Origin of the sequence: Cohnella xylanilytica (assembly GCF_014212175.1) — a bacterium.
In the GTDB taxonomy this organism is placed as follows: Bacteria; Bacillota; Bacilli; order Paenibacillales; family Paenibacillaceae; genus Cohnella; species Cohnella xylanilytica.
The window spans coordinates 65,498-86,401 of sequence record NZ_JACJVR010000090.1; the positions used below are offsets into that span (position 1 = coordinate 65,498).

At 46.0% G+C, this 20,904-nt stretch carries 36 protein-coding genes; 1 reads left to right on the top strand and 35 read right to left on the bottom strand.

From position 1 onward, the window contains the following. Positions 1-159 precede the first annotated feature (159 nt). The 33 genes from H7B90_RS23595 to H7B90_RS23755 form a co-directional block, all read right to left on the bottom strand. A complete protein-coding gene (locus H7B90_RS23595) occupies positions 160-339 on the bottom strand; it encodes a hypothetical protein (protein WP_185138355.1) in 180 nt (59 codons plus the stop codon). Between the two features lie 273 nt (positions 340-612). Next, positions 613-2,427 carry a portal protein gene (locus H7B90_RS23600; RefSeq protein WP_185138356.1) on the bottom strand — a complete coding sequence of 605 codons (1,815 nt, stop codon included), beginning with the start codon at positions 2,425-2,427 and terminating at the stop codon, positions 613-615. Positions 2,428-2,438: 11 nt separating this feature from the next. Beyond that, positions 2,439-2,693 carry a hypothetical protein gene (locus H7B90_RS23605; protein ID WP_185138357.1) on the bottom strand — a complete coding sequence of 85 codons (255 nt, stop codon included), beginning with the start codon at positions 2,691-2,693 and terminating at the stop codon, positions 2,439-2,441. Beyond that, positions 2,690-2,857, bottom strand: a complete 168-nt coding sequence (locus H7B90_RS23610) for a hypothetical protein (protein ID WP_185138358.1) — start codon at positions 2,855-2,857, stop codon at positions 2,690-2,692. Before H7B90_RS23610 ends, H7B90_RS23605 begins: the two co-directional genes overlap by 4 nt. Beyond that, positions 2,857-4,263 carry a phage terminase large subunit gene (locus tag H7B90_RS23615; RefSeq protein WP_185138359.1) on the bottom strand — a complete coding sequence of 469 codons (1,407 nt, stop codon included), beginning with the start codon at positions 4,261-4,263 and terminating at the stop codon, positions 2,857-2,859. Before H7B90_RS23615 ends, H7B90_RS23610 begins: the two co-directional genes overlap by 1 nt. Next, a complete protein-coding gene (locus H7B90_RS23620; RefSeq protein ID WP_185138360.1) occupies positions 4,251-4,640 on the bottom strand; it encodes a helix-turn-helix domain-containing protein in 390 nt (129 codons plus the stop codon). Before H7B90_RS23620 ends, H7B90_RS23615 begins: the two co-directional genes overlap by 13 nt. A gap of 83 nt (positions 4,641-4,723) precedes the next feature. Beyond that, positions 4,724-4,990, bottom strand: coding sequence for a hypothetical protein (locus H7B90_RS23625; RefSeq protein ID WP_185138361.1), 267 nt, complete (start codon positions 4,988-4,990; stop codon positions 4,724-4,726). An 878-nt stretch (positions 4,991-5,868) separates the two neighbouring features. After that, the gene (locus H7B90_RS23630; RefSeq protein ID WP_185138362.1) at positions 5,869-6,129 is read right to left on the bottom strand and encodes a hypothetical protein; all 261 of its coding nucleotides are present in this window, start codon (positions 6,127-6,129) and stop codon (positions 5,869-5,871) included. Positions 6,130-6,437: 308 nt separating this feature from the next. After that, positions 6,438-6,866: a sigma factor-like helix-turn-helix DNA-binding protein gene (locus H7B90_RS23635; protein WP_185138363.1), complete on the bottom strand. Its 429-nt coding sequence runs from the start codon at positions 6,864-6,866 to the stop codon at positions 6,438-6,440. Between the two features lie 57 nt (positions 6,867-6,923). Next, entirely contained in the window at positions 6,924-7,880 is a 957-nt protein-coding gene (locus tag H7B90_RS23640) for a hypothetical protein (RefSeq protein WP_185138364.1), read from the bottom strand. Positions 7,881-8,576: 696 nt separating this feature from the next. Then, positions 8,577-8,939 carry a DUF1064 domain-containing protein gene (locus tag H7B90_RS23645; RefSeq protein ID WP_185138365.1) on the bottom strand — a complete coding sequence of 121 codons (363 nt, stop codon included), beginning with the start codon at positions 8,937-8,939 and terminating at the stop codon, positions 8,577-8,579. After that, a complete protein-coding gene (locus H7B90_RS23650; protein ID WP_185138366.1) occupies positions 8,936-9,256 on the bottom strand; it encodes a BC1872 family protein in 321 nt (106 codons plus the stop codon). Before H7B90_RS23650 ends, H7B90_RS23645 begins: the two co-directional genes overlap by 4 nt. Continuing rightward, positions 9,253-9,651 carry a YopX family protein gene (locus tag H7B90_RS23655; RefSeq protein WP_185138367.1) on the bottom strand — a complete coding sequence of 133 codons (399 nt, stop codon included), beginning with the start codon at positions 9,649-9,651 and terminating at the stop codon, positions 9,253-9,255. The genes H7B90_RS23650 and H7B90_RS23655 overlap by 4 nt, the downstream gene beginning before the upstream one ends. A gap of 34 nt (positions 9,652-9,685) precedes the next feature. Further along, positions 9,686-10,537, bottom strand: coding sequence for a DnaD domain-containing protein (locus tag H7B90_RS23660; RefSeq protein ID WP_260411170.1), 852 nt, complete (start codon positions 10,535-10,537; stop codon positions 9,686-9,688). After that, complete coding sequence (locus H7B90_RS33750) at positions 10,512-11,006, bottom strand: HNH endonuclease (RefSeq protein WP_376701754.1); 495 nt, start codon at positions 11,004-11,006, stop codon at positions 10,512-10,514. Before H7B90_RS33750 ends, H7B90_RS23660 begins: the two co-directional genes overlap by 26 nt. A gap of 142 nt (positions 11,007-11,148) precedes the next feature. After that, positions 11,149-11,658, bottom strand: coding sequence for a hypothetical protein (locus tag H7B90_RS23670; protein ID WP_185138369.1), 510 nt, complete (start codon positions 11,656-11,658; stop codon positions 11,149-11,151). A gap of 1 nt (position 11,659) precedes the next feature. Beyond that, the gene (locus H7B90_RS23675; protein ID WP_311772796.1) at positions 11,660-11,944 is read right to left on the bottom strand and encodes a hypothetical protein; all 285 of its coding nucleotides are present in this window, start codon (positions 11,942-11,944) and stop codon (positions 11,660-11,662) included. Positions 11,945-11,969: 25 nt separating this feature from the next. Then, positions 11,970-12,251 carry a hypothetical protein gene (locus tag H7B90_RS23680; RefSeq protein WP_185138370.1) on the bottom strand — a complete coding sequence of 94 codons (282 nt, stop codon included), beginning with the start codon at positions 12,249-12,251 and terminating at the stop codon, positions 11,970-11,972. 219 nt (positions 12,252-12,470) lie between these two features. Further along, positions 12,471-13,148 carry a hypothetical protein gene (locus H7B90_RS23685; protein WP_185138371.1) on the bottom strand — a complete coding sequence of 226 codons (678 nt, stop codon included), beginning with the start codon at positions 13,146-13,148 and terminating at the stop codon, positions 12,471-12,473. Beyond that, the gene (locus H7B90_RS23690) at positions 13,141-13,437 is read right to left on the bottom strand and encodes a flagellar FlbD family protein (RefSeq protein ID WP_185138372.1); all 297 of its coding nucleotides are present in this window, start codon (positions 13,435-13,437) and stop codon (positions 13,141-13,143) included. The genes H7B90_RS23685 and H7B90_RS23690 overlap by 8 nt, the downstream gene beginning before the upstream one ends. Next, a complete protein-coding gene (locus H7B90_RS23695; RefSeq protein ID WP_185138373.1) occupies positions 13,434-13,793 on the bottom strand; it encodes a hypothetical protein in 360 nt (119 codons plus the stop codon). Before H7B90_RS23695 ends, H7B90_RS23690 begins: the two co-directional genes overlap by 4 nt. Positions 13,794-13,811: 18 nt before the next feature. After that, on the bottom strand, positions 13,812-14,084 hold the full coding sequence (locus H7B90_RS33755) for a DUF3850 domain-containing protein (protein ID WP_185138374.1): 273 nt from the start codon (positions 14,082-14,084) through the stop codon (positions 13,812-13,814). An 86-nt stretch (positions 14,085-14,170) separates the two neighbouring features. Continuing rightward, on the bottom strand, positions 14,171-14,656 hold the full coding sequence (locus tag H7B90_RS23705; protein ID WP_311772797.1) for a DNA N-6-adenine-methyltransferase: 486 nt from the start codon (positions 14,654-14,656) through the stop codon (positions 14,171-14,173). A 161-nt stretch (positions 14,657-14,817) separates the two neighbouring features. After that, positions 14,818-14,982 (bottom strand): hypothetical protein, encoded by a 165-nt coding sequence (locus tag H7B90_RS23710; RefSeq protein ID WP_185138375.1) that lies wholly within the window; start codon positions 14,980-14,982, stop codon positions 14,818-14,820. 14 nt (positions 14,983-14,996) lie between these two features. Then, on the bottom strand, positions 14,997-15,425 hold the full coding sequence (locus H7B90_RS33760; protein WP_185138376.1) for a zinc-finger-containing protein: 429 nt from the start codon (positions 15,423-15,425) through the stop codon (positions 14,997-14,999). 375 nt (positions 15,426-15,800) lie between these two features. After that, the gene (locus tag H7B90_RS23720; RefSeq protein WP_185138377.1) at positions 15,801-16,535 is read right to left on the bottom strand and encodes an ERF family protein; all 735 of its coding nucleotides are present in this window, start codon (positions 16,533-16,535) and stop codon (positions 15,801-15,803) included. Then, positions 16,480-16,743, bottom strand: coding sequence for a hypothetical protein (locus H7B90_RS23725; RefSeq protein ID WP_185138378.1), 264 nt, complete (start codon positions 16,741-16,743; stop codon positions 16,480-16,482). The genes H7B90_RS23720 and H7B90_RS23725 overlap by 56 nt, the downstream gene beginning before the upstream one ends. Before the next feature lie 87 nt (positions 16,744-16,830). After that, positions 16,831-17,094, bottom strand: coding sequence for a hypothetical protein (locus tag H7B90_RS23730; protein WP_185138379.1), 264 nt, complete (start codon positions 17,092-17,094; stop codon positions 16,831-16,833). Positions 17,095-17,212: 118 nt separating this feature from the next. Then, entirely contained in the window at positions 17,213-17,473 is a 261-nt protein-coding gene (locus H7B90_RS23735) for a hypothetical protein (RefSeq protein ID WP_185138380.1), read from the bottom strand. Between the two features lie 146 nt (positions 17,474-17,619). After that, positions 17,620-17,808 carry a hypothetical protein gene (locus tag H7B90_RS23740; protein ID WP_185138381.1) on the bottom strand — a complete coding sequence of 63 codons (189 nt, stop codon included), beginning with the start codon at positions 17,806-17,808 and terminating at the stop codon, positions 17,620-17,622. Between the two features lie 251 nt (positions 17,809-18,059). Beyond that, on the bottom strand, positions 18,060-18,383 hold the full coding sequence (locus H7B90_RS23745) for a hypothetical protein (RefSeq protein ID WP_185138382.1): 324 nt from the start codon (positions 18,381-18,383) through the stop codon (positions 18,060-18,062). Between the two features lie 471 nt (positions 18,384-18,854). After that, positions 18,855-19,085: a hypothetical protein gene (locus H7B90_RS23750; RefSeq protein WP_185138383.1), complete on the bottom strand. Its 231-nt coding sequence runs from the start codon at positions 19,083-19,085 to the stop codon at positions 18,855-18,857. A 50-nt stretch (positions 19,086-19,135) separates the two neighbouring features. Continuing rightward, on the bottom strand, positions 19,136-19,372 hold the full coding sequence (locus H7B90_RS23755; RefSeq protein ID WP_185138384.1) for a helix-turn-helix transcriptional regulator: 237 nt from the start codon (positions 19,370-19,372) through the stop codon (positions 19,136-19,138). A 148-nt stretch (positions 19,373-19,520) separates the two neighbouring features. On the opposite strand from H7B90_RS23755, the gene H7B90_RS23760 reads away from it, so the two are divergent. Further along, positions 19,521-19,871 carry a helix-turn-helix domain-containing protein gene (locus H7B90_RS23760; RefSeq protein WP_185138385.1) on the top strand — a complete coding sequence of 117 codons (351 nt, stop codon included), beginning with the start codon at positions 19,521-19,523 and terminating at the stop codon, positions 19,869-19,871. Positions 19,872-20,271: 400 nt separating this feature from the next. Here the strand turns inward: H7B90_RS23760 and H7B90_RS23765 are convergent, their stop codons facing one another. Both H7B90_RS23765 and H7B90_RS23770 read right to left on the bottom strand, forming a co-directional pair. Next, positions 20,272-20,604 carry a hypothetical protein gene (locus tag H7B90_RS23765; RefSeq protein WP_185138386.1) on the bottom strand — a complete coding sequence of 111 codons (333 nt, stop codon included), beginning with the start codon at positions 20,602-20,604 and terminating at the stop codon, positions 20,272-20,274. Positions 20,605-20,612: 8 nt separating this feature from the next. Then, positions 20,613-20,876 (bottom strand): hypothetical protein, encoded by a 264-nt coding sequence (locus H7B90_RS23770; RefSeq protein ID WP_185138387.1) that lies wholly within the window; start codon positions 20,874-20,876, stop codon positions 20,613-20,615. Positions 20,877-20,904 lie beyond the last annotated feature (28 nt).

The following is a 20,904-nucleotide window of genomic DNA, read 5'->3' on the forward strand; positions in this document are numbered from 1 at the left end:
TTGCGAAGTCCCATCGTACGATCGCTCGAATAGCCGCGAGACGTGGTAATCGATACATCGCTAGACGGTCCACCCGGTCCCATTGTCTGACAACTGGTGCTTTTCGCGCTCTTGCTTGATCCTCCGGGGCCGATTACTTGTCCATTGTATGCCATGGTTTCACCCCCTTTTGCGGCCTTTAGCCGCCATAGACGCCATCTTAGATGCACCGTACTTCTTACGCCCGATGCTGGCCGCAATAGCATCAGCGCTTTTCTTACTTACGCCATCTTTCTTCTGGATCGAGTTGGACAACTGCTTGAATCGTCCTCCGCTTCCAAGCGCGGGCTTCTTCGCCATGGTCATCCTCCTATCGATAGAATCCTTGTTGCATGTGTTGCCGTATCTTATGGAGCGATGCTCCTTGATACCCGCAGGAGGGACAGATAATGCCGTTCTCCTTGTGCAGAGCTGCACGTTCACACGCCGGACAGACAGGCAATGTTCCTACCATCTGCCGCATATCGTATCCTGCACGTGCCTGATTATCGAGGTATGAGGCAATCAAAGGATCTCCTCCGACCGCGTGCATGATATAACGCGCTTCTTCATCCGTCATATACCGTACTGTCATTACGCAACGCCTCCCATCGGCATAACATTAGGCGGTAATGGTTGTGGTTCTGGTGCTGGAACCGGTTGTCCTGGCATCGGTGCTGGTTGCGGCATTCCTGGCGGTTGAGGTGTCTCCATTACGTCATCCTCATCCAGATCCATCCCTACACGCTCTCTCAGGAACTTGCGAATCTCATGCCGAGTAATAGCAGGACCATCCGGGAATTGCATAGCCGCAAACTCAGACATCATCTGGAGCATAAACGACATATCATTCGGGAACCCGTTGCCCATATTGAGTTGGAAGTCGTATTGGGCCTCGCGAGTCATGGCTATGCCGTTATCGTCTGTGAGGTCCTTAATCGAATCTTCGCCTTCTACCTCACCATGCAGGGCATTCGGAATCTTCATCGGGATTTCACGGAACTTGGCAGGATTTACGAATTGATAGTCGGGCTGCTCTCCGTCAATCCGAATCCACATTTCCTCATCCCAATGGGTCATGACTTCGTCGAACAGAAGCTCCAATACTTCAGACCATCCAGCCTTGAACATTTCATTTTTATGAATGACCGTCTTCTGGCCGGCTTGTTGCAATGCCATGATCGCCGCCGCAGCCGTCACCTGACCCGGTTTTTCGCCTCTGTTCACGTCCGGGGTACCTGCGATAAGATCAGCCTCTTGGAACGCCTTCTCGCGCCTTACAGGAACGTCAGTGGACACGGTCTGCGGTGGGACAACGTTAAACGCAGTATGATCGCGCATCGGAATGCGTAGTCCCGGCTTATTTGTCCACTTGGAGAATTGGAAGTCACGTCCTGCGCCAATCCCAACGACAATTTGCGGATTACCCGACAGTCTGGCGTTCATGCGAATCTGATCGTCCAGTTCATTGATAAGGTCCTGCGTAGGAATCAACAGTTCGACGTCGCCCATGCCCCACATCGTCCCTCTACGGTTGTAGCAGTTGATAACACGGAATGGGTACATGTCACGGCGCTGAAGCTTCTTGCCTCTCAGCGTCTTCCTGCTGTCTTCTAAAACAATGTCATTGGCAACATGAACGCAATAAAGCTCGCCGTTTTCATCACGCATGTAGCACTCAAGCAGAAGCGCTTTCTGGCTTGTTCCGACGTGAACCTCATCTTTGCGATCATCTGTCCAAACTTGTTGCGGATTGTACGGGACCGCTACTTCACGTTGTACGTACTTTCCGAGTTCGAAGTTCTCCTTGAACCACGTAAGCGGCCTTGGCGTGGCATGGATGATGAATTCGGCCTGTTGCAACTGGTGCGGATGCTGTACCTTCGGGTCCGGGAAAAAGTTAACGGGGCTTACCGTCTCAAATACCGGCAATCCCCGTCCATCTAACGCTTTATCATCGAACCATACTTTGATGATCGTCGTGCCAAGCTCCAATCGATCATGCTCAGATATGTTCACTTTGTCCTTGAAGTGATTGCGATACAGTACGAAGTCGATAATGTTCTGCGCCTGTTCAGCGAACATATCGTCTCCAGGTTCCCACCCCTTAGCTGCGGACGAGTAAGGTTTATCAACCAAGTCCGCAATCTGGCTCTCCACGATCCGGTGAATGACGTTTGTCACGCTCCCCGGATGGTCTGGTCCTTGTCGTGGATTCTGGCGATTGTGCTTGTAGTCATCGCACATTTGCCAGATTTGGTTGAGGTTAAGACTCTGCTTCGCGTCCCACGCTTGGCGGAATAGGTATTGAACCTGTAACGCTAACTCGCGATTAAAGTCCGTCTGTGGCGCCTCAGCCTCTTCATTGCCTTGGATCAGTTTTGTAATGTCGTCCACTTTCTCGGCCATGATGTCACCCCCTAGCTACGTATGTTGAATACGTCATATCCTTCTGGCTTCTGATGGTACTTCTCTATGCGAGTCATCTCGGAATCTCGCTCAGCCTCTAACATCATCACACGCGCTTCTAGCTCGCCTATATGATCCGTAGCACGCTTTAGTTCGTCTGCTAGCATATCGCGGTTATGGCGAAGTTCTACGTACCTGTAGGCGGCGTAATAGCTACCTACGGCCATTATGGCGATGATGAGGAAGGAAAGTAAGATTTCAGTCATGATTTAACGCATCCTTCGATAACTTTGGACATCAATACTATTTTTGTTCCCTTAGCTTTTGCATCCTCATATTCTTTCTTTGCTGTCTCTTCATCAAGAAACTTGTTAATATCCCAAAGGGCCTCTTTCTCTCTATATGTGCTCACCGTCCATATATCTCTCATCACCAACCAGCCCTCCTAAACCATTCTGCGTCTTCATCTACAGTTGCTACTTCGGATTTGTGTCTGAATCCGTTGTCTGTTATAACGAATGGCGTATCCAATGTCTGCGGCATCAAGTCGCTAGACGTGGTTACAATCGTTCCTACGGCCTGTGGACGGCTCATCAAGGCATAACGGCAACTTTCCGCTGCATGATCCTCTAAACCGTCTGAAACGTCCTCTACGCGCCTATCATCGTGTATCAACTGCGGCAATGTACGAATCAGGTTCGTGCAATTGTTGAAGATGATCCATAATGGCTTACCGTCCGGTTGCATCTTCATGTACTCGCGCATTCGGGTCCAACCCAATATGCGATCATTGTCGGCTTTCTCTAGCCATACTCCGTTGTCCATGAAGATTTCTGCGATATTCTCGCCCTTCGTCTGACCATCCTTACTGATCGCCGTCCCCCGTTTGTGCCACATATCAGGCGATGCAACCGTGTATTCGATTTGCTCTCGGCCAGATAGCTGCACGATCTTCTTCGCCACGTCTGAGGCGTTAGTCTGCGTGATGTATAGTTCCCTGTATGTGTATACCCTCCGATCATCTACAGCGTGCCAGTAGACTGCACAGGGATCGTTGTAGCCCCAATCTATGGAGCAGAATCGGAACCAGTGGTTCGGGATCTGGAATGGCTCGATAACATGCGTGTCACGTCTCCATTCTCTGAAGTATTGGCCCGCAAACACATCCCAGTTACCATGCAAAAAAGCCTCCCTTTGGTCATCAGGGAGACTTTCTAGCGTTTCAACGTATTCGGGATTAGATTCCATTAGAGCGTGATTGTCGTAAACTTTAGCCGGGATAAAGACGTAATTCTCTGCTTTCTCTTTGCCTTTATAGTCACGGTCGATGAATAGTCTCTTGAACCACGCATGACCGATACCGCCTGGGTTAGAAGTGTAATACATACGCGGCTTAAAGTCCGTCCGCGTGGATCGATTCGACGTCTCGAAGAAATCTCGCATGAACTCTGTGAAGTGTGTTGCTTCTTCTAGTCCGATTACATCGTATTCCTGCCCTTGATATTGGTAAACGTCCTTATCTGTATCGCAGTATCCAAGCTTAATGCGCGACCCGTTCGGGAACGTGAATGATTTGTCATCGTCTTTGTATTTGGCGAATCCGTGTAGCTCACTTAGCAGTGGTAAAACGTGATTCTCGCGAAGTTCTGGTAATGTGCGACGTAGGAGCAATAGTTTAAGTCCTGGATAGTTCAGCGCCAGCAAGACGAACTTACGACGCATGGCCCACGACTTACCACCACCACGTGCACCGCCATATGCGATGTGTCTAGCAAGTGCCTTGAAAAACTCAACTTGTCTGGCGTTCGGTCGGCCCTTTAGGATTACTTCGCCCATTCTGCCGCCTCGCCTTCGAGCTTAACGGTGAATGCTGTGTTGGCAGTGGATTCACCCTTCATAAGCGCCATTTTATCGTACAACGTTCCGTAATACGTTGATATCTGATTCAGTGGTATATCTCTTTCGCCTCTCTTGGCTTGCCGGATCATATCATGACCAAGTTCCGCAGCGTCTTCTAAGCTTGCCCATATCTTCTCAATCATGGCAATCTTTTTGTCTGTTCGTAATTGTTCAAATTCATCCGGCTTTTCGTCTCTTATCTTCATGACCGTAGCTGGAGACACTTTGAATTGTCTAGCCGTCTCCCGAACGTTGTCGGATGTAGCTAGATGCGCTCTTATCTGTTCCTTCAACTCAGGATCGATCGGCTTCATAATCTCACCTTCATTCATCGTTTATTCGTTCGTTATGCATTAAACCGCGCAATATCGGAGCATTTCATTCACTTTTCTGCATATCAATCCAAGTATTCTCTCACCATATCCGCTACTTGATCCGCATTCGCCTGTACGATCCCATAGTTTAAGTCCACTTGCTGATGAGCGATAAGGTATTGCCTCTCGCCAATATCTACATTCGCCCAGGATGTTGCTACATTTCCATCCGGCAGATTAGCAGCGAATATGAATCCAGTCATCTCACCACGTTCTGCTCGTTCCAGTAAGTCGCGTAGAGCCTTGATGCAGTTGTTTTGAGATGTTCTGTAACGGTATATCTTAGCCATGTCGTATCACCTCATGCCTGGATGACATAATCATCAATGTCGTAGCTACGACCTAACCACATTTTCCATACTACGAAATGTGTCTTCCCGTCGCTATCTCCATAGGTTGTCCGATATGTCAGAGGGAATAGTTGCTTGAGATACCACATCATCATAATGACCTCCTATCTGCATTCATAGCACTTCTTACTTTGTGCAGCTCCTACGTATGAGCGATTACAGCGTATACATGTCTTGGATATGCGTCTCATTTCATTCATTTATGTCTCCTCTCTAGATACCAGCAGAGTGATAGTAGAATGATTAGGGATATAAAAAGATAAAGACCAATCATATACGGCCTCCGCCTTCGGCTAAGCATATTCGGTCGCTACGATGGCGGCTACGCCGCTAATAAGAGTTAAGAACACCAACCACTAGTCCAAACCAAACAGAAATCAGTATCAATAGCGGATGTACGTCGATGTACTTCCCCACGCTCATTCCCCCTATAACGCCAAAACAGCCGCTCATTGGCGACTGTCTCGGTAATCATCTATTTGTTTAATCTTTCTCGTAATGGTCAACTCTTTGAAGATCAATCCTGTCTACGGCAACATATTTCCTTCCTTCATGGTTGACAATCGACTCTTCCTCTGTGCCTCCAGAGTAGCAAGCATTTCCACTATTGATTAGTTTCAAGAGTGTTTCTTTTTTCAATATCATTGCTCATCATCTCCTGTCTCTAAAATCCTCTATTTGCTTTCGTGTCCATATTGGTCCACTAGAAATACGTTGTATCGGCTTAGGAAACGCCCCTCTGCTGATATATGTCTGTACTTTGCGGCGATCCCACCCAAGTATATCTGCCGCATCAGACAATCCAACAAGAGGCGGTATCAGTTTCCCGATTCAAACTCCCACGAATCTTCTTCTGGGTACAGAACTCTTTCAAGTTCGATTTCTTTAGATTCTCCCGGACTCAAAATGGATATTACTCCCCATTTCGATTCACCAATGTTTATCTTACTTACAGCTTCTGCGGCTTCATCAATTGTGTCGTATGCAGCAATGAAATCCTTGGCATTACCAACAGCAATCACTTTGCTACTTTCATTTTTGCAGTAGTGTTTGAATTTCACTTTTTCGAATCGTTCCATGTTAACCATCCCTTCGCTAATCTGTATGACACAATCATACTTCATCTGTATGACGTTGTCAACACTTTATGCGAAAGTTTTTCCATTAACGCCAAAACAGCACCATAAGGTACTGTTCCGGGTATACAGCAGTATATGTGATGCGCCTATTTGGCTCTAGTCCAACAATGCGGCGCTTATCACCATTATCAGGAGAAACGCTCATCCCATTTCGCGATAGTATGGCGTTTCTCCGTAAGGAACGACGCAAACTGCAATTCGCGATCACTTGCGTTCATCGTCTGTTCCCTATGTTAGTATATTACCACTTATGATGCGGTATTTTCTTGCAATTTCTTTGCATTAAACATGTGTTCGAACGGTGTTATCTCCAATTCATTCTCAAGCGGTTGGAGCGCAATCCCGAGCTTCCTCAATGCTTCTTTGTGCCGTCTGGTGATCGTGCTGGGGTCACAGTTGAGAATGTCGGCGATCTGATTCAGCGTCAACGGGTTACGATCCAGGTACCTTCGTTGGATGACTGTTCTTTGCTCGTCCGTTAGAACGTCGTCCACGGCTCCTGTGACCGTGTTTACGATGCGATTATAACGAGTGGCATCCCACCTATTCGGACTCATTCTCCGCTCGCTGTAGAGCGTAGGAGGGCCATCAAGTAACCCTTCGTCTGCACCTACCTTGGCAGCGTATCGGTATGAGCGAAAATTGGATAGAATTTCTGATACTCGATCGTTGTTCATCTTCTTCCCTCCTTACCGAGAAAGCGGCTGGATGATAGCCGCTCTCCCTGATGGTGTTTATGCCGCCGATCCTTGTCGTGCTCCAAATACCGCTTCTTCAATCGTGCTCAAACGTCTGCGGACTTCTTGTTCGAAGGTCTCAGCTTCCCCTCCATCCAAAGGCGGTACGCTCTCCGATACAGTGGTGTCTCGATCCAGTCCGTCGGCTGCGGTTTCGGTATCGCCTTGAAACGCTTCTGGTACGGGCACCCTTACGGCCATATTATCCTCAACAGGTGTCTCAGGGACAGACGCTTTTGCAGCTTCACGTTCTTCCCGAAATCGTTGCACCTCTTCGGCAGTTGCGAGCCGATATTTACCCTTGTACAGGGGATTGAAGGTTACGATTTCATCGGTATCAAGGAACCTAGCTGTAGCTGTACGTCCATCGACTTCTACATAGTCATAAATAGCGCGTTTGGCTTGCTCTGCCTCTTGGATCGCTTTTACAAGCGCACCGTTATCCATGTTGGTCGCATAATTCGGTTTATCCTTGAGTGCTTCCAGCTCTTTAACCTTGTTACGCAGGTCATCCAGTTCCAGTGAAGCCGCTTCAAGTCTCTTGTTGGCGTCTTGGTATTGCGCCTCAAGCTCGTGGTACTTGGATTCTGCTGCCTGTTGCGCGGCCTCAAGTTGATTCTTGTACTGCTGGATCTGCTGATCCTTCAGCGCCGTCAGATTTTCGATGTCCTTTTGACGCTGCGCCTCCATCTCGTACAGCTTTTGTGTGATCGCGATTTTGAGAACTTGATAGTTCGATTCAGCAGTCATGGAATCTGCTTCGATCACGTAGTCCCGCAGGTTGATGGTCTGTTCGCCTACGCGGAAAATGAATGGTTCATCGCTAACAATGTCTTCTGCTGGCACTGTGTTCTTAGCCGCAAGAAGTGCTTGATATTGCTCCTCATAAGGCGCTCTTTCTTCACCAGTCAAGGTAGAAAGCTTCTCCAACAGTTCTTGTTCCGTCATCGCCATTTAATGTTCATCCTCCATATATTGATTATTCGTAATATTCCGATATCTATATCTTTATTATAACCGATTTACCAACATTTTTCTATATATTTTGGCGTTTTTATCTATCAATCACCACCATAAAGTGATATATTTAAAGATTACGCACAATCATTTGGCGGTTGTGGCAGTTCAAACTTCTGCTTTTTCGTCTTCTTCTCTCGCTGATTGGGTCGTCTGTTGTTCTTGAGTGCTTGAATCGGGATGATCGGAGTCACTTTCATGTTCTATCACCCTTTCTTTTGATTTTTCTCCGACTTCTTAATGTCCGCAGCTATCTGTTTTCTCCATGGTGACTTCTTCATACCTCTGTCGCCTCCTATACGCCTCATTACGGCGTTTGAATTGCGATCTGGTAGATTTATGCGTCAGACGCTCCCAAACGTTCTATGAGCCTCCTAGACAGCCTCTCGTTGAATAGTATCTATCAGTGTATCCAACTGATTTTTTCTACTCACCAATCGTTCATATCCAGTAGATATCACTCCAAGCCATGCTAACCGCTTGATGATCTCGTCTCTTTCGGATGTGTAGATTCTTAGCAACTCTTGGTTAGTCATGTATCCCCCGCCTTTCGCATATGGTAGATATATCTCTGGTATGCTGCTGGTCCGTATCTACGCTTATATCGATTTGCCATGATTCGGTGATAGAGTTTCATAGGATCTCCTTTATCGCTTGGCCGTATCGACTCTCGAATAATTTCTTTTTTAGTACGTATGCTTCTTTCTTCCTCGTTGGTTCTGACTTTACGTCTATAACCTCTTGTGAGCCGTCTGGGTAGGTGACAAGAAAGTCCGCACGGTATTTTATCCCCTGTACCTTTTTCCCCGTCTGAGGGTGCTTGTACGGCTCCAGAAGCACATATACCGGTTGGAGCTTAATTTCCTTTACGAGTCCCATGCGTTGTTGCAACTTTAGAAAGCTGTAATGCTGTGCCTCTCGTTGGGAATCGAAGGTTATTCCGTCAACTGTTGTTTTCTGTGCTCTATATTTGGATTGGTTGCGAAGGCGTATCATTCCTCATCCGCCTCCAGTTTGGCTAATAGTGCGGCTTTGCATCGAACATCGGCCGGCGCGTGCATCAAGTGGTATTCGTTAACTCCGTCTTCTCTTTGTTGTAGGAGTATCTTCTTAACGTGGTTGGTGTACCTCCAGAACAATTCATCTGTATCCATCTTCTCTTCGACTTCCCATGCTGCGGATATGTCGGTTGAATAGTGCCTCAGTTCCGGGTGATATGTTCCGTAATGCCACCCAAACACATTAGCAGCCACTAGAGCATCCAACTCTCTCCCAGGCTCCATAGAAATAATAGATTCGCGGGTTAGTTTCATTGGCTTTTCTCCTTCTCGTAGATATTTCCGACAATCTCCTCTTCTCCAGTCCATGCATATCCCTCATTTAGACCGCTCAGGTAGAACGCCGGCATTCCTCCTAAAAACTTTCCTCCATATTCTTGAAGCCATATCACTTCATGCGGACATCCTCGGGAACAGTTGACGATATCCCCTTCGTAGACTTCTTTACCGTTCTTGTCCTTTAGTCCGGTGTATTGGACAACGTCGATGTTTATTCCTAAATCTTTAGCGTGCTTCCCGTCGTATTCATTCAGTTCGAATCCAGAGTCATCCACAAATGCGTTCAAGATAATTCTCGCATCGTATTCATGCATGGATAACCATCTTCGCTTGCTCTTGTCCCACGCTTTGAATTTGATTTCCCTACTCATTCCCGTTATCTCTCCTTTGCTGATAATGGCAACCTTATGAAGTCTTTAGTTCACGTGCGAGTTCTCTCATTCGCTGGCGCTCTTCTTGAGATATCTCCGGTGCAGGAGATCCGGAAACAACCCTCATTTCTGGCTTACCTGTTTTGGTCTGTTGCCGAATAAATCCTTTTTGCTGTTGAGTCCGTTCTACCGTCCATGGTTCATCTACTCCACGTCTGCGGTAATCTTCTAGTATGCTCTTAACGTATGGAAGACTTCGCTTACTGTGGTATGCAGCTTCTTTCATTGCCTCGATCACCCAGCGTTCGCCGAAGTCGTCGATGAATGATCCTAACTTCTCTGCCAATGTTGAACTTAGGGTGCCGAATCCTTCTCTCTCGAAAACGACGAACGCATTAGGGGTAGTAGATTCTTTAAAATCATTCATAGCATTAATAGCATTATTATCTTTCTTATTATTGTTCCCCGACTGTTCTTCCACTGTTCCAACAATGTTCTGATATTGTTCCAAGTTGTGTTCCAAGTTCTTTTTTCTTGAACCCATAAACCCTTGATACTGCTCATAATTAATAACTGTGAAGATTGTTCCAAGTTCATGGGTTTTCGTGCATATCCTCTGCTCACGTTCTAACTTCTTGATGCAACGGTTGATCACAGAGGTTGAATACTTTTTGACTTGCCGGTTCTCTACGTAAGCCAAGTCTTCAATCAGATTCCGAGTGGATCTAAGCCATTGACCACGCTTTAGGTGAACGTCTCCGATCCTCACCCCATCTTCTGAAAAGACTGCCATTCCATAGATGAGGAAGAAGAGACGGAATTCAACGATGTTTTTCCATATGGGATTTTCAAATATTTCCCTATTGGTTTGAAACGCTCCGTTCATTCCGACCACCCATCTTCATCCGTTTGTGTTCTTCCTTGTGACACCGATCACACAGCGTCAGTCCATTGGATACTTTGAACCTAAGCTTTTTATACTTCGCAAATGGCTTTATGTGATGTGCTTGGATATCCTTATCGCTACCACAATGTCTACAGACATACCCGTCACGTTCAAATACTTCTTTTCTCCATAGTCGATACGCTTTTGTTTTTCGATAAGTGGAATCTGGCGTTTCCCATGGCGGTTTTTTAGTCGTCCATAATACGACTTCACCATTGTGAACAGCAGCCTTAATATTGGGCATAAGGCCAAAACCCGAATGTCGGAGATATTCTTTTGAATCTATGATGTCCATGAGAAAGCCGCACTCGTAGCAATAATGATTAATATCGTTTATGACCATCGGCCACGCTTCCTCAATGTCATTAGAGCATCGATCACACTTATAAATGTTATAGTTAACAAGCATATCTCCATTACGAACTTTTATAGTCTTGTATAACACCCCATTTCCTCCTTCCCACCAAGAGGGGAGTTACCCCCTCCGCAAAGTGTTGTTTAACGCTCTCCTAGTCGCATCGTATAATATCCAGGCTACGAGGTATAATCGATCACCTTTCATCTGCTTGTTCCTCCAGAGCGCTGAGAGCGGCCATACATACAGCGTGTGGGGCAGTATCAGCGAATTGTCCGTTTATCTTATCGAAATTAGCATAATATCGAGATTCTTCCGGCCACGATTTTAACGTGAAGCTCATCCCCCGCCGTTGCATCTCTTCTACTACCAGTTGCATTCCGTTCCATGTGGTGGAGTATGAGGGAACTTCTTGCCCTCCTAATACGAACTCGATCTTCTTAATGCCACTCGGGAATGAAACCGATGATTCTCCCTCTCGGAGACTCCGTATAGTTAGGATGCCGGTGTTCGGATCAAATGATGTTGACGTTGCCCCAAACCCCATAACCTCAAATGCCATCCGTCTATCCAATTCCGGCCCCGGCTGAACGATGCTCATTCTATCGCCTTCTTCGTCTAAAATTCGGTCATAATCTCCATATTCGATTGCTTCGTCTCTATCTCCGATGAGGCCGCGACTGGATTTTCTTCTGGGGATGCTCATTCTATTGGCCTCCCTCGGTCCGAACCGTGTAGGCGGCTACCCAAGGTTTCCCGGCTCGACCGTATTGCATTGACTCTGCTATAAACGAAATCTGGTCCAATCCTTCGCTATCTCCACAAGGGCGAATAACGGTCGTGCAGTACATCGGTTCCCCAGTATCTTCCCGTTCTTCTTTCAGGTAGAACTGCGCAGCCATCGGCAATTCTTCTCGTTTGCAAATGGCGATGATCTGTGCCATGAGAGGCGCAATCTCGTTATCGTAAATCGTCTCTTTGTCGTATTTCACTCTTAGTGCCTCCCTTGATTGGATATCACTTGCCCGGATATTGTGGCAGCAGATTGTAAATCTCGATTACTTCCCATGGCCATGTTCCAGCGACGGTCACTTTTAGCCCTGTTACATTCGGTTCTGTGGTGAATGTGACTTCGATTTCCCCGTTTGTCTCGTCGTCGAACAGGAATTTGAATCCGCCGCCGATGGATACGAGTTCTCCTTCAGAAAATCCGTATTGACGCTTCACTCTTTCGCGCACCTCTGCTTTGATCGCTTCTGAGTTGTTTGGTTCGTACCACATTGTAAGTTTGTTGTTCATATTCATCTCTCCCTTGATTGGATAATGACCTTATTTGGATGCCGTCAATTGATATGGTTCTTGCTTAGAACAAGTCTGTTTTCTAGTGGGCCACCATATGTTCTTTGTGCAATATACCGATGACTCTCCACTCCACTCGTTGTATTCATCATCGCGGTTCTTGCAATTTATACAGCACTCAGGAAGATCGAATCTAGTAATCATATCTACCATCCTTGCTCATTCTGGCTTATCTCCCTTCTCTTTGTAACGGGATAGGATGTCACGGGCCTTATCGCCGCCATCTTCTGATCCATCGCCGTACCATTCCAACACCTCATCTTTTGCGACTAATTGTTTAGATTGTTCGTAAAAATCGGATTGTAATAGCTCGCGCCACTTTCTTTCGTTATCCCGTTCTGCCTTAACCTGTTCGAGTTCAGACTTCGCTTCATCCAGTTGATACCTTGTCTCGTATTCTTCATTATTCTGACGCTCGAATACTTCTAATGCATATTTTGTTCGTTCCAGTTCAACTTGCAACAGTTCGTTCTCTTCGTGCAGTTCGCTTGCCGTCTTGTCGTAGCTTTGATGAGTATGGAGTGCTATCCGCAGCCGTTCGCACTCCTTCTCCGCTACTTTACGCCTCTCTACCTCACTATCTGCTATGGCTCTCTCACGATCATATAGGCCTCGTAGATGGGTGTTTTCTGCTTGTAGGCGTTCGTTCTTTGCAAGGGTCTTTTTATATTCAGAGTTCCAACCGTTTGATTGAACCTTTTCAAAGCGAAGCAGTTCGTTAAGTTGTTCGTGCTGTTCGATCAGATAAGAGACTTGGGAATTGTGAACGGAATAGTGGTCACCATGTGACTCTCCGCGCTCCAAAGCCTCTTTGATCTCCTCTATCCTGTTATCCATCTTGGTTGTCCTCCAGTCTGGCGAGATGAAACAGAGCATTCTTAGATTCCTTCGTTTTTCCCCAATCTCCACCCATTAAAGCATCTTGGAGATATTGTTCATATTGGATGGTTCGAATCTTATACTCCATGATCTTGCGGACTACTTCTTCGGGGGAGGCGATAACAACATAGCGGTCTTGATCGTATTCGATATAGGCGAGGCCATTTTCACCAGACGGAGCGATAACGTTTATTCGTTCAGGATTGAAGTAGAATTCCCCGCCGCCGTGACTCGTTAATTTAATCATTCTCCATCCTCCTCATTGGGTCGACAGTAATGGATTCCGGCATTTCCACATCGCGGGCAACGCTGTTTAGGTTTCGGCTGCTCACCGCTCGGGGAGAGGGCTTCAATCTCGTTCCAAACGGCGCGTAGTTCCTTCACGATCTCATTGCTCACCGGCGTTCCGTACCGTTGCTGGTCAGATATCCGTCGCCTGAGAACTTCGGATACTGCCTTATACCGTTCCTCTGCTGATGAGGGGATGGATAGTTGCTCTGCAAAGTCCTCAAGTATGATTTCGAATTCATTCGCCATATTGAATTCGTTGATTTCTAGCAAAGCGTCACGTCGATTGATCATGTATTGCTTCAAGTCACTCATGTATTTGATGCCTCCTCGTTACTCTGAGAATTCGAAGTCTTCCAAATGGATCGACATCGCAACGTAGCCTTCTGGAACCCATGGTCCGCCTCGCAAACAATGAGACACCCTTACGCCTGCCCAGGAACCTGTGAATGTCTCTGTTTTTGGATTGAACTCTTTTAAGATGAGTACATCTCCAACATTGTAAGTCCGGTCATCTTTTCGTATTTCAACCATCTTTCGTTTGTACTTGTTCGGTTGCACGACATCCCGGAAGTGTTCGGGCCAGCATTTTAGTTCATGTTTCATTTATCCATATCCTCTCTTTGGTTAGACTTGATAGACCTTATACGGCCTCCGGGCTGTCGCCCTGGGTGGATTCGGTCGGGTCGATGCTAGAAAATAGATAATTGCCTATCCGATTCGGGTACTCCCGGCCTGAATACCACAACCGCACTTGGAAAAGGTGCATTGTCGATGACTCCTCCGAATTTCAATCTACCCCGAACGAATCGGATCTCGCCCTTCATGCAATACTCGTGCCACCATTGCGTATCTGTTCGTGATGGGATAAGGCAAACCACTGTCGCCCCCCCCAGCGCGCTTTCGTAAGCCTTCTGAATCCATTGGGCAATTTCCCTTCCGTATGGTGGGTTCATCCAACAAACGCCTTTCCACGTCTGCAATAGTCCGTTTTCTCGCTCTGTAAAGTATCTGGCACACTTCGCATTGTCAGGAGTCGCACATACGTCAAGTTCGAATCTAAACTCTTCATTCAACCTGTCGAAGAAATCTTGAGGTGTAGCCCACAAATCCGTAGCAGAGGAGAAATGAACCGCCATCTTCTCGCTGGGCACGCTATCCCTCCTTTCGCTCTGCATCGATTCGACCGAATCCGCTCAGCGAAGCGGTGGCCGTATAGGGGTCTATATCCTCCCCTATTAGGGGAATATATCCCCTGTGTATATAAACCCTGATACGGCCTCCGTCCCTTACGGGACTAAGATTATTCGGTCGAGACGGAGGCGACTTCGTCGCAAGGTCAAAATAATAACTTGCAAACATCAACCTTCTCGTGATTATTTTTGATCCTGTCATAATACCGATAGGCTTCCTCAACTTCGCGGAGAGTGATTCCTTTTGCTACGAGAACACGGATAGCCTTTTTGACTTCTGCATCGTTGAGCAATTCGAAGTGTTTTCCCATCCCATATCTCTCCCTTATTTGTTAGTTTCTACTCGCCAACTTACACCCTTGTACCATTCCGGATCCGATAGGATTTCCCGAGCCTTAAGTAACATTTCCCTGTCGAACCATCCGAAGTGACATTCCTTAAGCGGAATACCTAAGCGTGTTGCCAAGCGCCCATATGCCTTCTCTCTTTTGAGGTTCTTGTTGTTCTTCCACGATGGGTCAAATAGTGCGTGACAAGATTTCTTAAGTTCTCTCAGTTCGCGATTAGCCATTCTGCCTAGCGGTATCCTCGTTCCGGTGTGAACGCCCACATAGGCATCGCAGTTTGTGCATTTGTAACACTTGCCGTTCCCATATTCTCTGCCGTATATTGTCGCGTTACTTGTGTAGATGACTCTACTTTTGCAATATGGACATTGTGTCGGGATCGGATATGCGTCGATTATGGCTCTCATCCCATATCTCTCCCTTTATAGCGCCTATGCGCCTTCACGTAATTTATTGCGATGCTTAATTCCCTCACCAGTTGAATCCATCCACCTATGACACGCCGTACAAGCGTCTCTGAGGTCTTCTGCTGTTGTCCGATGGGTAATGGTGCCCCTTGTGGTTAAATGTGCCTGTTCGGTCGCAGGAGCGCCTGTACACTTCACTTTGATCTCACATTTTCCACCGGATCGGGCACGTACCTGAGCGCGAACCTTCGCTGATATCGCGCCCATTTGCTTCTGAGTAGGTTTGATGCGGTTGTGCGTGTACTTCTTGGGCTTGTCTACTTTGTTGTGATAGAGCTGCTTGGACTTTGGATAGGGTATAGCCATGGGATCACCTCAGAATGGCAAGTCATCAACATCAGGATATTTAACCGGTGGATGTGTAAATTCCTGAGCAACGTAGTTTGTAAGGAAATTAATCATTTCTTGCGCTTCCTTGTTGCTAAACTCCTTAACGCTCGTCTTACCCTTCCCAATTTCACTGACAATCCGGTAATAATCATCTTCTGGTATTCTCTTTTCTGTTCGAAGTTTACCGATGAAGTTGATTTGTGCTTGGGATATCATCTTCACATATCCGCTCTGGCTTCCTGTAGGCGTCTGTGAGGCGTTCTGTTGGTGTCCGCTATAATGTGTCTGTCTCGTCTGTTGGGAAGCCTGTGCGGGCATCTGAGGGGCGCTAGCGGCCTGTCCATCGTCATCATCTCCTAGCGATAGGGAGAGAGCAGCGGCATAGCTGTAACGTCTGGCGTAGGTGATTGCTGAACCAGCTCCCTGCGGGTCAAACTTAGTCGGTTTGAGCGTAAGCGGTTCGGACTCGATCCATTCCCCAGACTCATGAAGGATCATGGTTCGCACGGTTACTTTCTCGCCGTCCCCTCCGGGGAATTGCATGATGGTAAGACCGTGTTTGGTGAGAAGAGGCTTTGTCTCATCGATCATATGGTCAAGCGACGTATACTGCGATTTAAAATGCGGGTTGGTGGCGTCTTTGCCGATTCCTTTTACGTCTCCGCTAAAGGCCACTAGAGCCGCCGATATCTTGGATATCGACTCCGACTTGTTGCACATCGTCTTCTTCCTCCTCATAGGTAATCTTGATCTTCTGAGGCTTGTACAATTCAGTATTTGTAGGTCCGTAATATCCATTGATGAAAGTGTTGTACGCATCAATATCATTGAATCTAGCGGCTGCTGAGAGGCTTTTAACAGGCTCGTAGTGGAGGTTAACCGGCACACCGTCAGTTCGCTTGATGATGATCCGGTGCTTCACTTCCATCTATCAAAACCTCCGATAGTTTGGTACAATCTGTTTGATAAGGTTTGCGATGTCACCGTTAGCGCGGTGTCTTTTTCTTTGTTCTGGTCAGTTGGATTCACTTCCTTGTACCGACCGGATTGTCTGCGAAACTATCTCTGATACAATTGACCAGTATTCTGCATAATCAAATGGTTCTCTTTTGTTCTCACAATTGATGTTTTCCAACGCCTCTTTCATCTGTTTGTACTGTTGATTCAACTGACGATAAGCGTAAACCAGTTCATCAACTGCATTTCGCAGCTCGCCCTTTGTTACAATCATTTCAGAGGCTAATAGTTGAAGTAATTTCAGGCGTTCCTCACTCAACATTTCCCTTTGCTCCTCTCTTTGTTAAGCGTCCTAACGTAGTTTTTGAAGTAGATGATACGTGTTCGCCTGTTACGGCTTATGCGGGCTAATTCGAGGTATACGGTGCGTGATTGGGGGATCATTGGTCATTCGTCCAGAAGGTGCTTCCCGTATTATTAAAGGTGATCTGAATTCCCTTCGTAATGAAGAATCCAACGAGAATGCTATAGAATTCCGTGTTCGGGTAAATCATTGGGCGATCTTTTTCAAATACGTCAACTGGGTAGTTAATCTCGAATGAATAATCATTGTAAGGTGTTTTGAATATCCTGTAGCTCGAACCTTTTCGCATCATCTGATCGTTAAAGTCCACTACATGAACTTCCGTAATTTTGCTCATTTACGCCTCTCTCCTTATCTCAGGTCTAATCAATGCGAATTGTTGATCGTTGTACAGTTTGCGCTTTACTCTTGGCTTAGGTACGTCGTACTTCCATCCGTTTTCCTTGATCCAATCACGACGTTCGTAGAATTCGGGGTCTTTACTCATTGCTCAAAAACCTCCTTCGCGTCCTCTACCCATCTGTCCATGTCTGCGATATATGCCCATTCAGTATCTCCGTCGTCCCATTTAATGAGATGCTCACCAATTTCATAGTCATGTTCATCCACTCTAAACGTTCTGATCTTACCGTTAAGGAGGGCTTTGTATGTTTTTCCAATCTCATATTTCAAGCTGCTTCATCCTCCTTTTTCCTAATAGCCCAGTAGTTCAACCAGAAACGGTCCTGTTCGGCCTCGTATTCGTTCAAAGGCTTGATTGATGCGATATCTACTCCGTCTTCCCTCAAGCGTCTCTCGATGTATCCTTGGCTTGGACCGCCCATGGTAAAGATGCGACCGCCAACCGTCTCAACATGGAATAGAAGTTGTGGGGTTGTGTTCATGCAGCACCTCGTGGAAAGTTAGGATTACGTACAGGCGGTTTAGGGAGTCTGCGTATCGTTGTCATGTGGTTGTTCCTCCTTTGTGAGTTCCAGATCGGTTCCATACATGGAGTTAGTCGAAACCAAGAACTTTTTCAGAGAATCGTATGATTCGTCCCACTCTTCTTGTTTTCGAGGCAGAATGAAATCCACTTTCGTCCCTGCTTTATTCGGTTTGTACCACTTTATTGGTACTTGTTTCTTCTTCAGCATCGCTAACCAAACAAATGCCTTACCGATAGAATATTCTTTAGGGTTATCTGTCGATTTAAGATCAGAAAATTTCATCGTTCCTCCGACAACCATTATTGGGTTATCTAGCATGCACTACTTCCTCCCGTTATCTTCTATTTGGCATTGGATACAGCATAGTTTGATACTCTTCGATACTGGATCGGGGTACAGTCTGTGTAGTTTGTTGTGTATTTCGCAGTAGAGGAGATCAACCAACTAGCTTACCTCCTTAATCCACTGTTCCTTGATCGCCAGTCGGAACCAGCAGTCTTTGTCGTAAAGGTAATCGTCGAAGTACCTGTATCCTCCTGGCGGTACCTTCTTCCCGCATCCACACGCACATGATGGGTAATCCTGTTCCGGTTCGACCAGCAACACTCGGTCATGCACTCTCACTCTGTTCACCCTTTCCGTAAGATGCCATGAGTAAATCGTTCTCGACTTCGTCCATGAATGCTTCGTACTCGAACAGTGCTTTAAGCTTGTCCATGTTGTTCGATGCAGCTCGTACACGTTGTGCGAATTGGCCGTGGTAATAGGCCGCGGATTTGAGTGACACGTTTATGCTCCTTTCAGTTCGTCCGGTACAGTCATGTTATTGCGCATCAGGAACCAGCGGAAGAAATTATCACGGTGTACTCTGACGCCCTTCTCACCTCTGCGGATCACGATTCCCGGCGTTTTCTCAGCTTCTTTCAAGATGTTGTAGACACTCTTGCGGCAATACTGCGTGGCATCCATGATGTCGGTGATTTTAAGGAACGGTGGGAAAGCTCCTACTGGATTTGCCATGATGTTTGCCTCCTTGAAGGTGTTTTCTGAAAATCGTAGAATTAATTAAGTTATGCAACTGTGTTACCCGTATTGTGTAACTCTTCCTCAAAAAATTTTTCATCGTTCAATTCTTCGATAGAGACGTTGAGAATTTGAGCAATGATTACAGCATTCTTGTAGCTCAGCCGGTTTCTCCCCATCTCGATATTCGCATAACCACTAGGGTGCTTGAACCCGAGTCGTTTGGAGATAAATGTCTGGCTTATGCCTCGTTGCAGTCTCAACTGGCGGAGCTTGTGATTCATTTTATCACCTCTTTTACTCGTTTTGTGTAACCTGTGATTGAATAATATCATACACTTTTCGTGTAAGTCAACACTTATTGTGTAACATATGATATTTTTCGTGTAACGGTGGTAATATTACTTATTGATGCGGAGGTGAAAGTGGGAAATGTCTGTTCTCGGCAACAGATTAAAAACTGAACGTGAGAAACGTGGGTGGACTAAAAAATACGCTTCCGAAAAACTTGGTCTTAAAAGAGTTAGCACCTATGCTAATTACGAATATGGGATCAGAGATCCGGATACAGAAATGTTGGCTAAAATGGCCGAACTATATGAAACTACGACGGACTATCTACTAGGCCATGAAGAAATAAAAAATACAGCAGATGTGATAAGCAATGACATCATTGAGTTGCTTGATAGCAATAAAATAGGCAAGATTAACGGGAAGATAATTACTTCAGATGACAGAGATAGAGCAATAGAAATGCTCAAGCTTATGTTCCCAAACAAATAAGCGCCCTATCCAGGGCGCTTTTCTAATGCTATCTTTAGCAGCTCATTCATACATTCACTCGGATTGTTCCTCAAATAACTGATAGCGCTTTCCATCTGCTCTACTGCGCAAAGGTCGAATAACTCTCGGAAACGTGGCGCTAATTCGATAGTATTTTCCATTAAGTAGCCTCCGCACTGTATGATATTTTCCATTATAAATGAGAACGCACGTTCCTATCAATACAGTAAAAATGAGACTCGCCCACTATCCAAGTATGTATTCGTTCGATATAATGTCTTTGTGGGCGTAGTCCCGGATTTAACGTTCACCAAAAATGGTGAGCGTTCATTACTGCCACTTACCAGCTCCGCCAAGATCGAGGTAAGGGCATAGGTCGTCTCCTAATTGGAGGCGATTTTTATTTTATGATCCTGAAATTTTCTCGACGATACTTAGCTTCATAATCATCATTCATATTTTTGAATTTATCTTTTAACCTGTTATATGCATTAACGATTATCGGCATTATTTCTTCGTACAGTTCACGATCAATATCCGCAGCATCCGTAATTACCTGGGCAGAAAGTGGAGCTACGTAATCTAAAACATTAGGCCAGTCGGAATTCTTCCATTGATAAATGAATTTCTGAAAATCTTCATCAAAGTATATCTTGCCGTCTTCTCCACCCCCAAATTCCACTAGATAAGTATAAAAAGGGATCTCTTTACCGTCCTCATCCCAAATTCTCATATTTCACCTCAACCTATTTTTATTGATCCAATGGATATTTCTTTTACTACAGATGTGTAAATTTCTTTAAGCTTTGGATCGGATTCTATTACATCCATCTTTGAAAGTGATGAAACTTTGCTTTTGGTCGCTCCATTTTCTGCAAGGCGTTGTGCAAGATTTCGCAATCTTCTATTCAAATCGCAATGAGCTCTCTCTTCCAATTCCTGATAGCTCTTTGTACGTATATCTCTATAATTTCCCCCAAGACGGTAAGCAGCACTATTGATCATATTATTAATCCTGAATTACGAAAGCCTA